Annotated in this window: 12 protein-coding genes; 2 read left to right on the forward strand and 10 right to left on the reverse strand. The window is 44.8% G+C overall.

Features of this window, described 5'->3' with window-relative positions; translation table 11 throughout:
• Positions 1-609 precede the first annotated feature (609 nt).
• Positions 610-1,275: a DNA mismatch repair endonuclease MutH gene (gene mutH / locus OCV20_RS14110; RefSeq protein WP_048606845.1), complete on the forward strand. Its 666-nt coding sequence runs from the start codon at positions 610-612 to the stop codon at positions 1,273-1,275.
• Between the two features lie 88 nt (positions 1,276-1,363).
• Here mutH and OCV20_RS14115 read toward each other — a convergent pair whose 3' ends face one another.
• The 9 genes from OCV20_RS14115 to xerD all read right to left on the reverse strand — a co-directional run bounded on the left by OCV20_RS14115 (position 1,364) and on the right by xerD (position 10,819).
• Positions 1,364-1,675 carry a DUF6482 family protein gene (locus tag OCV20_RS14115; RefSeq protein ID WP_004735016.1) on the reverse strand — a complete coding sequence of 104 codons (312 nt, stop codon included), beginning with the start codon at positions 1,673-1,675 and terminating at the stop codon, positions 1,364-1,366.
• A 214-nt stretch (positions 1,676-1,889) separates the two neighbouring features.
• Positions 1,890-2,141 carry a hypothetical protein gene (locus OCV20_RS14120; protein WP_017059332.1) on the reverse strand — a complete coding sequence of 84 codons (252 nt, stop codon included), beginning with the start codon at positions 2,139-2,141 and terminating at the stop codon, positions 1,890-1,892.
• 109 nt (positions 2,142-2,250) lie between these two features.
• Entirely contained in the window at positions 2,251-2,373 is a 123-nt protein-coding gene (locus OCV20_RS14125; protein ID WP_258954150.1) for a hypothetical protein, read from the reverse strand.
• Positions 2,374-2,709: 336 nt separating this feature from the next.
• The gene (gene vpsR, locus OCV20_RS14130; protein WP_086773746.1) at positions 2,710-4,044 is read right to left on the reverse strand and encodes a cyclic-di-GMP-binding transcriptional regulator VpsR; all 1,335 of its coding nucleotides are present in this window, start codon (positions 4,042-4,044) and stop codon (positions 2,710-2,712) included.
• Between the two features lie 271 nt (positions 4,045-4,315).
• Positions 4,316-5,848, reverse strand: coding sequence for a lysine--tRNA ligase (gene lysS, locus OCV20_RS14135; protein ID WP_086773747.1), 1,533 nt, complete (start codon positions 5,846-5,848; stop codon positions 4,316-4,318).
• Positions 5,849-5,946: 98 nt separating this feature from the next.
• A protein-coding gene (gene prfB / locus OCV20_RS14140) for a peptide chain release factor 2 (protein WP_100208942.1) occupies positions 5,947-7,045 on the reverse strand; the annotation gives its coding sequence in 2 pieces (ribosomal slippage) (positions 5,947-6,969 and positions 6,971-7,045; 1,098 coding nt in all).
• A 235-nt stretch (positions 7,046-7,280) separates the two neighbouring features.
• Positions 7,281-9,017 (reverse strand): single-stranded-DNA-specific exonuclease RecJ, encoded by a 1,737-nt coding sequence (gene recJ / locus OCV20_RS14145; protein ID WP_050635059.1) that lies wholly within the window; start codon positions 9,015-9,017, stop codon positions 7,281-7,283.
• 81 nt (positions 9,018-9,098) lie between these two features.
• Positions 9,099-9,878, reverse strand: coding sequence for a thioredoxin fold domain-containing protein (locus tag OCV20_RS14150; protein ID WP_086773748.1), 780 nt, complete (start codon positions 9,876-9,878; stop codon positions 9,099-9,101).
• 26 nt (positions 9,879-9,904) lie between these two features.
• The gene (gene xerD / locus OCV20_RS14155; RefSeq protein ID WP_017059327.1) at positions 9,905-10,819 is read right to left on the reverse strand and encodes a site-specific tyrosine recombinase XerD; all 915 of its coding nucleotides are present in this window, start codon (positions 10,817-10,819) and stop codon (positions 9,905-9,907) included.
• A gap of 150 nt (positions 10,820-10,969) precedes the next feature.
• Here xerD and fldB point away from each other — a divergent pair, with 150 nt between their 5' ends.
• Positions 10,970-11,491, forward strand: a complete 522-nt coding sequence (gene fldB, locus OCV20_RS14160) for a flavodoxin FldB (protein WP_086773749.1) — start codon at positions 10,970-10,972, stop codon at positions 11,489-11,491.
• Between the two features lie 153 nt (positions 11,492-11,644).
• Here the strand turns inward: fldB and brnQ are convergent, their stop codons facing one another.
• Positions 11,645-12,958 carry a branched-chain amino acid transport system II carrier protein gene (gene brnQ, locus OCV20_RS14165; protein WP_019820574.1) on the reverse strand — a complete coding sequence of 438 codons (1,314 nt, stop codon included), beginning with the start codon at positions 12,956-12,958 and terminating at the stop codon, positions 11,645-11,647.
• Positions 12,959-13,049 lie beyond the last annotated feature (91 nt).

The raw sequence follows: 13,049 nt of genomic DNA on the forward strand, positions 1-13,049 counted from the left end.
CCTCTATCTAAATTTTTAATTACTCTGATTTTTCCACATATCCCCAATCGGAGCAAACTTAGTGACGTGATAAGCGCTATATTTATGAATAATAACTAGGAATATGGATAAGTTTCGCTCAAATTCTAGTTACCCACACAATAGTGAGACATAGACCACATTTATTCACCTTTTCTGTGAATAACTATGTGAAGAATTACCCGCAATCGTTTTTTTTAATCCATAGATTCATCAACACCAAAAAAGACAAATCAATAAAACCTAATTTATTTTCATATAAATCAAATAATTAAAATAATATCTTGGTTTTAAACAACATTAGAAATGTAAAAGATCTTTCAGAAATCTGACATGGTTAAAGATCAACCACTCCGATGTTTATCCACACTACTAAGTGAAAGATTCATTTTGAACCCCATTTGGCAAGCATTTTATCCACCATAAACCCCTGTTTATTTATCCACTAAATTAATATTTCAATTAATTACCTTTATGTCCTGTGGATAACCCTGAGTTTGATCCCTTTTCTCGCAAGGAGATCATTTCTTAACCAGTCGTCATTTGGTGATAACTTCTGATAAAATCATTTTTTTGATCATGCCTTTTATTATGAAACCAGAACCACAAACACAACAAGAGCTGTTAGAGCGTGCGTATGCCATCGCCGGAATGACCTTTAAAGAGCTCGCCGACGAAGCAGAGATGGTGATGCCAAACGACCTTAAGCGTGATAAAGGCTGGGTTGGGCAGCTATTGGAATGGCACTTGGGTGCGCCTGCAGGCAGTAAGCCAGAACAAGATTTTGCCAAGCTCGGGATAGAACTAAAAAGCATTCCGATTGGCTACTCTGGCAAGCCACTCGAAACCACCTTTGTGTGTGTTGCGCCTTTGATGGGTGTTCAAGGCATAACTTGGGAAACCAGCCACGTTCGAAACAAGCTGTCTAAGGTGTTGTGGATCCCTGTCGAGGGAGAAAGAGAGATCCCGCTAGCAGAGAGGCATGTAGGATCCCCATTATTATGGACACCTAGCCAAGCGGAAGATGAACTCTTGAAACGAGATTGGGAAGAACTGATGGAGTTGATCGTTTTAGGCAATGTTGAACAGATAACAGCAAGACACGGTGAAGCACTGCATTTACGTCCGAAGGCTGCTAACAGTCGTGTGTTAACGGAAGCTTACGGTGCAAGTGGAAAACCTATCAAAACCAAACCACGCGGTTTCTATCTACGAACTCAATTCACCCATAAATTACTGACAACACATTACGCATAGATCGCTTAATCTAGCCTCGATAGCCCAAACTATCAGTGCGTTACAAAACAGTCTGTAATTAGAATCAATCTCGCGCTACAAACAACTCTTAATGAGGTTTAAGCGCCAGTTCAATATCGCAGTAGCTTTGACTTGGCTCATTACCAAACTCATCATAGGCGTTGTGTAAGCGAAGATACGCCTTTTCAAAGCCGAGCCGGAGTAACTCCTCTTTCACTTGATCCAAGGATCCAAAGTGAAGCGGCTCGCCGTCTTGCTTTACCGGTTCTAGCTTGTGTTTGTATTCCACCGCCAGTAGATATTCTGAGATATCAGAACAGCCAATAACGTACACTTTGGGTGTTTGATAAGAGTCTTTGTGCTCTCCATGTAACCACATGTCTAATTGATGCTTTTGCATAGCCGGCCTCCCTTGCTCTATAAAGCTTAGTAGAACTCTTTTCCTTTACTAGATAACGACTTAAAAAAGCACAGATCTCGGCTTAAATAAGCAAAAAAGAGAAGCAAGCGCTTCTCTTTTTTGGCCAGTTCTAGTTCAAAAGTTTGCACTTTCGACGCCATAACTATCACTGTTAATTATCTTAGGGGTTGAAAGGTGCTATCAACCCCGTAGATTACGTCGGTATTCGCGCACTTAAGACACGACGAAGGTGACGTACTCGACGTTCAATAGTGACGACTTCTGGTTCAGAAAAACCAATAGGTCGACCGTCAGCTTCAAGACCAATATCTCTTAATAAGTGAGTATTGTTCCATGGCAGCTCATATGAACTACGACGAACTTTTCGTTGCCATTCACGCTCTTCACGACGAAGATCGGCACGGATAAGGACTGTTGCTAATTTTAAATATACTGAGTGACGCATAATAACTCTCCAGTTGTTGAATCAACTGAGGAAAAATAGCGTGTTAGATAGTATGAGGGCTTCTCACTTAGCTGCTATTTTTCCGCAGCCAAATAAGGGTACGGATCTATTAGTTAGGTTTATCTTGGGTGTTTCGATCGGCCATGGCTGATGTGTGTGACATATCAGTCACCATGTCAGTACATGGATCAAACGACGCGCAAATATGCTGTATAAAATCGAAATGTTTCATTTGCGCCTCCAAGCTAACTAAAAAATCCAAAAAGAAATGGGGAAGTAAAAGCAGACAAGTCTTTGTTAAATCGTTGCTTTCACGGTTAAAGTCTAACCAAGTGAGTATATTATTCAACCGCTAATTGGTTAACATTTTTAAAACAATGCATTCGCCTGAAATATCAGTTGCATATTCATTTACATCTAACATATTCACTATGATTATATAAAATCACAGCATATCTCTCTTAGGGTCGAACTAGAAAACAACGGACTATCCTTCAGAAACAAAAAAGCCACGTAGATACGTGGCCTTTAATTTACGGTGACTGAATAAAGTCATGTAGAAAAGAGTCTAAACAACCCCTTCAGAGATTAGGCTGTGTTTATTCAGCAAGCGGTACATCGTCGCTCGTGATACACCGAGCTCCTTAGCTGCCAACGAAACCTGACCACCGTAAGATTCCAATACAATCAGCAACGCATCGCGCTCTGAGCGCTCTCGAATACTCTTCAAGCTTCGGCGTTCATCATTCTGTTTCGGTAAATCCAGTTGGTGATCCTCAATGATCACAGCATCAGACATCAACACAACACGCTTAATCTGATTCATCAGCTCACGCACATTTCCAGGCCAATGGTATCGATTCATCGAACGGATAGCATCGTCTGAGAAGCTCTTCGCTTGAGCATTAAACTCTTTCGAGTACTCACGCAGAAAATGATTCGCCAGTACTGAAATATCGCTCACACGTTCTTTTAAGCTCGGAACATGAATACGCAGAACATTGATATAATGATAAAGCTCTTCATTGAAATCGCCCTCGATCAACGCCTTCTCGATATCAGAGGAGTTCGCGGCCAGAATACGCACATCAACGGATTTCGGTCCATTCGCGGTTTCAATCTTACCTTCTTGCAGAAAGCGCAGCAGATTCAGTTGTTGATTGCGTGGCATCGCTAAAACATCATTGAGCAAGATGGTTCCGCCATCGGCTTCTTCCAACATACAAGGCGTAGTCGCTGGCTGTGCTGATATGCCAAACACCTCGGCTTCTATTCTCATTTCAGACAAGGCACGACAGTTAACCGTTAAAAATGGTTTCTGTGCTCGCGACGAGTTTTGGTGAATAGAGCGTGCAATAGTCTCTTTACCAGCCCCGCTCTCGCCATAAATCAAGATACTGACATCAGTCGGCCCAATACGCTTCACTTGGTCTCTCAAGCGCTTCACGGCCACAGAATCGCCTAGCAGTCCCATGTTGTTATTGATGCCGTAGTTTGGCCATACCTTCTGCTCAAGCTTAAGCATACCCAGCTGGTGACCAATGGTACTCAGCAACTGAGCATCTGGGATTGGCGCCGTGAAAAAGTCGATACAGAAGTTAACGATAAACTGGCAGATCGTATCAGAGCTTAATTGCGATTCACGGATAAAGGCGAGCCATCTCACTTGCTTGTTATTACTCACAAGATTAGCAATACCGTTGAGACTGAACTCATCATGACTAAGATCGACAATACCAATACATGGGCCAATATCAGCAATCAAGGCATCGGCTTTTCGTAAATCTGCACACTGGGTACACTGCCAACCCACTTGTTCTAACACTGATAACCAGGGTTCGTACGCACCACCAACGACGATAAGAGAACCTGGTAAGGAATCCATCTTAAATTGAGTTCCCATCCTTCTTCCTTATTCTATTTTTATTTAAATCAGACTAATACGAGTCACTGCTTCATCGTTCGACAAAATGCCGCGAGATCATATTCAGCGCAGAGACGTATAGTAGTGAGACTATCTTAGATTTTATGTCTCAATAGTAAGACTATGTCAGAAATAACGATTTTTCGAATCAAGAGTGCGGTACAGACTAGGTTTTGAAGCCCAAAAACAGAAAAAGCCACCCGAAGGTGGCTTTTTAATTACATAGGCTGTTACGCCCCAAAAGCGAGAATTACGCTTGTGGACGCATTGCCGGGAACAAGATCACGTCACGGATTGTGTGCGTGTTTGTAAATAGCATTGCTAGACGGTCGATACCGATACCTTGACCCGCTGTTGGCGGTAGGCCGTGCTCTAGTGCAGTAATGTAGTCTGCATCATAGTACATCGCTTCGTCATCACCCGCGTCTTTCGCGTTAACTTGCGCTTTGAAACGCTCGTCTTGGTCTTGTGCATCGTTAAGCTCAGAGAAACCATTCGCTACTTCACGGCCACCGATGAAGAACTCAAAACGGTCTGTGAAGAATGGGTTGTCATCGCTACGACGTGCTAGAGGAGAGATGTCCGCTGGGTAGCCAGTGATGAACGTTGGTTGAATTAGCTGAGGCTCAGCCGTTTCACCAAAGATCTCTTCTAGAAGCTGACCACATGTCCAGAACGTTTCTACGTCTACGTGTACAGATTTTGCGATAGCAACCATCTTCTCACGGTCTTGTAGGTCTACTTCTGTTAGCGCTTGAATCTCAGCGTGCTCAGGGTTGTAGTGTTTGATTGCATCGAACATGCTCATGCGAGCGTAAGTGCCACCGAACTCAACCGTTTCGTCACCATAAGGCATAGAAGTAGAACCAAGAACGTCCATTGCTGCCGTGCTTAGCATCTCTTCTGTCAGATCCATAAGGTCTTTGTAGTCAGAGTACGCTTGGTAGAATTCCATCATTGTGAATTCTGGGTTGTGACGTGGAGATAGACCTTCGTTACGGAAGTTACGGTTGATCTCGAATACACGGTCAAAACCACCAACTACTAGACGCTTAAGGTAAAGCTCTGGTGCAACACGTAGGTACATGTCGATGTCTAGTGCATTGTGATGAGTGATGAATGGACGTGCAGTTGCGCCACCCGGGATCACGTGCATCATTGGCGTTTCAACTTCTAGATAGCCTTTCGCGCTCATGAAGTTACGGATTGAAGATACTAGCTTAGAACGCACGATGAATGCATTGCGAGAATCTTCGTTCACGATTAGGTCAACGTAACGCTGACGGTAACGCATCTCTTGGTCAGTTAGACCGTGGAACTTCTCTGGTAGAGGGCGAAGTGCTTTAGTCAGCAATTCAAACTCTTCCATGTTCACGTAAAGGTCGCCTTTACCCGATTTGTGAAGCGCACCTTTAACACCGATGATGTCACCGATATCTAGGCCTTGGTACTTCTCTTTCAGTACTTTTTGTACGTCTTTCGCTGCGTATGCTTGGATACGACCAGAAGTTTCTTGAATCGCAAGGAATGGACCACGCTTCGCCATAACACGACCAGCGATCGCAACGATATGGTTAAGCTCTTCTAGCTCTTCCTTAGTCTTCTCACCGAATTCCGCTTGAAGGTCGCCAGCTAGGTGCTCACGACGGAAGTCATTTGGGTGACCGTTAGCTTTGCAGTTTTGGCGGATGTGATCCAGCTTGCTGCGGCGCTCAGCGATTAGTTTGTTCTCTTCAGGTGAAGAAGCTTCTTGTGCGTTTTCGTTTTGAACAGCATCAGTCATTAGAGATGTACCCTGCTTTTAAAATTTGGACCGCTATATTTTTGCAAATATAGGCATTTTTACCAATATTATTGGTAAAGCTTAATAGTTGATAAAGCTTACAGACCTGATTTCAGGCTAGCTTCAATAAACTTGTCTAAGTCACCGTCAAGAACCGCTTGAGTATTACGGTTTTCGATGCCGGTGCGTAAATCTTTGATACGAGAATCATCCAGCACGTAAGAGCGGATCTGACTGCCCCAACCGATGTCTGATTTCGTTTCTTCGCTCGCTTGTTTTTCAGCATTTTGTTTTTGAATCTCAAGTTCAAAAAGCTTAGCACGTAGCTGCTTCATCGCTTGATCTTTGTTCTTATGCTGCGAACGGTCATTCTGACACTGAACCACAGTGTTAGTCGGAACGTGAGTAATACGTACCGCCGATTCCGTGGTGTTTACGTGCTGACCACCAGCGCCAGAGGCACGGTATACGTCAATACGTAGATCAGAAGGATTAATGTCGATCGTAATGTTGTCATCAATCTCAGGATAGATAAACGCAGATGCAAATGAAGTATGACGACGACCACTTGAATCAAATGGTGACTTACGAACTAGACGGTGAACACCAGTCTCTGTGCGCAACCAACCGTAAGCATACTCACCAGAAATACGCACCGTTGCGCCTTTAAGACCAGCAACATCGCCATCCGACACTTCGATAACTTCAGTCTTGAAGCCTTTCGAATCTGCCCAACGTAAGTACATGCGCAACATCATTGAAGTCCAGTCTTGAGCTTCTGTACCGCCCGAACCTGACTGTAAATCGATGTAGCAATCTGATGCATCGTGATCACCAGAGAACATACGACGGAATTCCAGCTTCTCTAGCTTAGCTTCAAGCTCAGCCAGTTCTGGTTCAATTTCATCGAACGTTTCTTGATCTTCTTCTTCAACCGCAAGCTCTAATAGGCCATCAACATCCTCAACACCTTGGTCAAGTTGGTCGATCGTTTCTACTACCGCTTCCAATGCAGAACGTTCTTTACCTAGCGCTTGAGCACGCTCAGGTTCGTTCCATACATCCGGTTGTTCTAATTCTGCGTTTACTTCTTCTAGACGCTCTTTCTTAGCGTCATAGTCAAAGATACCCCCTCAGGATATTTGTGCGCTCAGACACATCCTGCAGACGGTTTTTTATAGGATTGATTTCAAACATTTTAGCTCATCATTTATGAGTAGAATTTAACCGAAGAATTGTACTCAAAAGTGTGACGGAGATACAGAATTTTTTAGAGTGGTGAACCAAGATTCAACAACTTAATAGGATATAAAATTGACAGGCAGAAAAAACACGTAAAATTTGTAAGGGCAGGAAGGAAAACAAGCCCTGTTTTTGAACAGAGCTTGTTGAATTTGGCACTATATAATGAGCATTATTGAGCCCAAAATAACTATTTGGCTTCGATATGATCAATCATCAGCTGCAACGATTGGTTGCCGCGAAATTCGTTGATATCGAGCTTAAATGCAAGGTGAACGGTTTTCACCGAAGCATCAGGCCAGCGACGTAGGTCGACGTTAAAGGCAATACCGTCAATCATCACATTGGTAGGATGACCTTTGTAGAGCGGCTCGAGCATCAGCTTAAGGTGTTTTTCACCCACCAACTTTTGGTGCAGCACTTTAAACTCACCATCGAAGATTGGCTCAGGGAAAGCTTGTCCCCACGGGCCACCTGAACGCAGCGTTTCAGCGGTGTGCATCGAGAACTCTTCTGGTAACAGCTCACCATCAGACAAGATAATGCCCTTAAGTGCTGTTTCTCCAAGTTCATTCTTCACAACATCATTGAACAACTTGCTGAAGCGTTCAAAGTCCTTTTCCATGATGGTTAAGCCAGCCGCCATTGCATGGCCACCAAACTTAAGAATCAAGCCTGGGTTTTGAGTGTCGATACGGTCTAAAGCATCACGCATGTGCAGACCCGGAATCGAACGACAAGACCCTTTGATACTGCCTTCGCCGCCATCTGCAAACGCAATCACTGGGCGGTGGTATTTGTCTTTAATACGCGAAGCCAAGATACCAATCACACCTTGGTGCCAATCACGTTGGAACAAGGCTAAACCAGAAGGCAGATCGTCTTTACCAAACTCAAGGCGCTCACAAAAAGCCATCGCTTCTTGCTTCATACCCTCTTCGATCTCTTTACGTGTTTGGTTCAAACCATCTAACTCACTCGCCATTCGACGAGCCGCATGGATATTGTTGCTCATGAGCAGCTCAACACCAAAAGACATGTCGTCCAGTCGGCCGGCTGCATTGATACGAGGGCCAAGAGCAAAGCCAAAATCAGACGCCACCAAACGTTTAGCATCTCGCTTAGCAATTTCGATCAAGGCTTGAATACCCGGGCGAGCTTTACCCGCACGAATGCGTTGCAAACCTTGATGCACTAAAATTCGGTTGTTTTCATCGAGTGGAACCACGTCGGCAACCGTACCCAGCGCCACAAGGTCAATCAGTTCCATCAACTTAGGTTCTGTCATGCCGCGTTCTGCAAACCAATTCAGTTTACGCATGTGAACACACAGTGCCATCATCAGATAGAAAGCCACACCTACACCCGCTAAGGCTTTAGAAGGAAAAGCACAACTCTCAAGGTTTGGGTTCACCATCGCATCGACCATTGGCAGTTCATTGCCCGGCAAGTGATGATCGGTAACCAGAACCTCTAGTCCTTTCTCTTTAGCGAAGCGAACACCTTCAATTGAAGATACACCGTTGTCGACCGTCATGATCACTTCAGCACCAAGCTCGATTGCCTGTTCGACAACCTCCGGGCTCAAGCCATAACCATCTTCAAAACGGTTTGGTACTAGATAATCGACGTTAGAGCTGCCGAGCATACGTAACGCTAAAACAGACAACGCCGAGCTGGTCGCGCCATCGGCATCAAAATCACCAACAATAATGATGCGCTTTTGCTGTTGAATCGCTTTGAACAACAGCTCAACCGCAGCATCAATGCCGCCCAGTTTTTGATAAGAGTGCAGACCTTTCGCTGCTGTCTCTAGTTGGTCGGCACTGTCGATTCCGCGGCTCACATAAATGCGCTTTAACAAGTCAGGTAAATGGGCAGGTAAGACTGAAATGTCGACCTCAGGACGGCGTTGGATCTCTATCATATAAAAATGGGCCCGATATCAATCAGGCCACTCCTTAAATCAAAAACATGGGGGGACAAATTGGCAATACAGAAAACGAGATTATTGCTCTAAACGTTGAAGAAGTTGTGCTGGCGGTAAGTAACCACTCACCAACTCACCACTTGCTAGCACGATAGCCGGTGTGCCATTGATGCCAAGCTCACGACCCAGTTGGTACTGTTTAGCAATGATCTGCTTTTGCTCTGCTAGGTCTTTACCAGACGCTGGCATTTGACGGTTTACTTTAGCGTCATGCATCGCTGTTTTTGGATCATCTGAAGCCCAGATTGCTGCCATTTGATCGGCAACTTGCCCTGTCGCACCTTGGCGTGGGTAAGCCATGTAACGAACGGTGATACCCAAATCGTTGTAGCCTTGCATTTGGCTGTGCAGACGAACACAGTAGCCACACGTAATATCAGTAAATACCGTCACAACATACTTTTCGTTATCGGCTTTGTATTCAATAACCGTATCCGACATCGCCGCGACTTTTTCAGCATTCAGCGGAGCTTGACGCTCAGCCAAAACATCACTGAACTTACCGTTTTCATCCAAAGAGTAAAGTGTACCGGCTAGAAAGTGATCGCCCTCTGGAGAAGAAAAGATAATGCCGCTGTTGGTTTGAACTTCTAACAGACCATCGATATCCGAAGGGACAATCTTATCGACCTTAATACCGATTTTTTCAAAACGCTTAGTTAACGCAGCTGTATCAATAGCTTGAGTTGGAGCAGCTTCTACGGCTGTTGATGTTGTTTCTACTTTCGCTTCTGATGCATTACATGCAGTAATCATAAGAGGAAGCGCTAGTAGAGGAAGACGGCGTAATACGCTCATTAAGTTCACCTTAAAAATAAATGGATTTAAGCACGTGGGTGATGCTGCGCGTGAATTTGCTTCAGCCTTTCAGTCGCCACGTGAGTATAAATTTGGGTTGTCGATAAGTCACTATGCCCAAGTAACATCTGTACGACCCTGAGATCTGCGCCATAGTTCAGTAAATGCGTCGCAAAAGCGTGTCTCAATACGTGGGGTGACAACAATTCTGTGTCGATTCCAGCAACGACCGAGTAGTGCTTGATACGATACCAGAACGTCTGACGGGTCATTTGCTTGGCGCGTTTACTCGGAAAAACCACATCAGAACTGTTTTCGCCAAGTAGATGTGGACGACCTTGTTCAATAAAAGTCTCTATCCAATCCACCGCATTTTCGCCCATTGGAACTAAGCGTTCTTTGCCACCTTTACCAATAACACGCACCACGCCTTGTCTTAGGCTGATGTTTTCCATCGTCAAGCTAACCAGCTCTGTCACACGCAAACCGGTTGCATAGAGTAACTCAAGCATCGCCTTATCGCGAAGCTCAATCGGATCGTTCGGATCTGGCGCATCGAGCAAAGCATCAACCTGTTCTTCGCTCAAATCTTTCGGCAAGCGTTGCGGCAGCTTCGGGCTGATCAACAAAGCACTTGGATCATCGCCTCTGATTTTCTCGCGGTGTAAATATTGGAACAAGCGACGAATCGCCGACAACATACGGGCACGAGAAGTCTGCTTAAAATCGGCGTCGGCTAACCAGCCTTGATAATCCTGTAAACCCGAAAGGCTAATGAAGTCGAGGCGGTAATTGTTCTTTTCCATCCACGCTAATAACTTGGACAAATCGGTACGGTACGAGACAAGCGTATTCTCCGATAATCCTCGCTCCATCCACATAGCATCTAAAAACTGCTCAACGAGACCGTGGTCTGCGCTCTGCCCTTGAGGCGACTGCATAGTGTTACTCACAATATTGGAAACTGTTTTGAGAGTATGCCAGAGCAAATATGAATGCCATAAAAATTACGACTTGAGCGGATAATCGCTGCAATCGAAGTCGATTTATGGTTAGAATTCGCCATCTGAAATTAAAATCGAACGTTTGCTATGAAAATTGGATTATTTTACGGCTCAACCACCTGCTACACAGAAATGGCAGCAGAGAAAATTCGCGGCATTATTGGTGAAGACCTAGTTGATATCCATAACGTGAAAGAAACCCCTCTTTCATTGATGGCGGACTACGACCTTTTATTGCTGGGCATCTCAACTTGGGACTTCGGTGAAATCCAAGAAGATTGGAATGAACTGTGGGAAGACATCGCAACCACGCCAATGAAAGGCAAGGTTGTGGCTCTGTTTGGTTTAGGTGACCAAGAAGGCTACGGCGAATGGTTCCTCGATGCGATGGGTCTATTGCATGATGAACTGAAAACCGCGGGTGCAGAGTTTGTTGGCTTCTGGCCAAACGATGACAGCTACGAGTTCGAAGCGTCTAAAGCGTTGACAGAAGACAAATCTCAATTCGTTGGTTTGGCGCTTGATGAAGATTCACAATACGAGCTTAGCGACGACCGTATCGCAAGCTGGATTGAGCAAGTACTGGTTGAGTACAGCGAAAAGCTATAACCAAACAGAAATGCCTCGGCTAAGTAGCTAAGTAGCTAAGTAGCTAAGTAGCTGAATATAAAACGACCACAGAATACAAAAAGGCCTCATTACTGCGAAGTAATGAGGCCTTTTCTATTTCATCTCGAAGGACAATCTAATCTCAACGGAAGATTAAACAGTCTCTTCTGCCATCTCTTGTTCTGTTGACTTGCCAACGAAGAACATACAGATGATTGCAGCCGTTGTTGGAAGCAACCAACCCATACCGATCTCAAACAGTGGCAACATCTTAAGTGCAGACACGTCTACACCCGCTACTTTAGCGCCATCAATAAGAGCAAATAGTAGTGACACTAATACCACTACGCGGTAAGCCGCTTTTGGATTAGGGAAACGGCTACGCAAGAATGTCAGAGCAACCAACGCGATAGCGACTGGGTACAGTGCAAACAGTACTGGAACAGACAGAGAAATCAGTTGAGAAAGACCAACGTTCGCAACGGTTGCACAAGCGACACCGTTGATGATTACCCAAGTCTTGTAAGACAGAGGCGTTAGCGAACTGAAGTAATCAGAACATGCTGACACAAGGCCAATCGCCGTAGTTAGACACGCTAATAGTACGATCACAGAAAGTACTAGCTGACCAGAAGGACCAAACAACGATTGAACGTATAGGCTTAAGATAGCGCCGCCATTGTCTGCACCAGCTGCGACTGTTGCACTTGTTGCGCCTAGGAAGAATAGAGAGATGTAAACAAACGCTAGACCTGCTGCGGCAATACAACCCGCGCTAATTAGGTACTTAGTCGTCGCTGCACGGTCAGTAATACCCTTGCTACGAATCGCATCAACAATCAACATACCAAACATCAAAGAAGCAAAAGTATCCATGGTGTTGTAGCCTTCAAGGAAACCTTTGGTCAGTGGCTGAGTGATGTACTCACCGTGAGCCGCAAGAATATCGCCTTGAGGGTTAACGAATACAGCAATCGCCAGTACAACCAAACCAACGAACAGTGCAGGTGTAAGTACCTTACCAATGACGTCAATAAGCTTACCTTGCGACCATGAGAAGAACATCGCTACTACAAAAAATGCAATCGAAAAGAGAGTTAGGTGAGCTTGAGAGGCATCGATGAAGAACGGTTTCACCGCCATCTCATAGGCAACAAGGCCAGTACGCGGTGCAGCAAATGCAGGACCGATAATGATAAAGATCAGCACAGCCATGATGGTTGCAGCTTTCTTAGGAAGATCTTTAGTTAAGTGACCCCAAGAGCCACCAGCCACTGCGACCGCGACGATAGTGATTAACGGCAGACCAACGGCAGTCAGCAGAAAACCAGACATCGCTGGAAGGAAGTGATCACCGGCTAATTGGCCAGCTAGAGGTGGGAAGATGATGTTACCTGCACCCAAGAAAAACGCAAAAAGCATAAAGCCCAATGCCATTATATCTGTTAGTTTTAGACTCTGTTTCACAGATAATCCTTAATTATATTTATGAATTTATGTTGTGCTTACATGAATGTTACAGCTCAAAGCTGCCAATCAATCTATAAAATAGTCGCGC

The organism is Vibrio coralliirubri (genome assembly GCF_024347375.1).
Taxonomy (GTDB): domain Bacteria; phylum Pseudomonadota; class Gammaproteobacteria; order Enterobacterales; family Vibrionaceae; genus Vibrio; species Vibrio coralliirubri.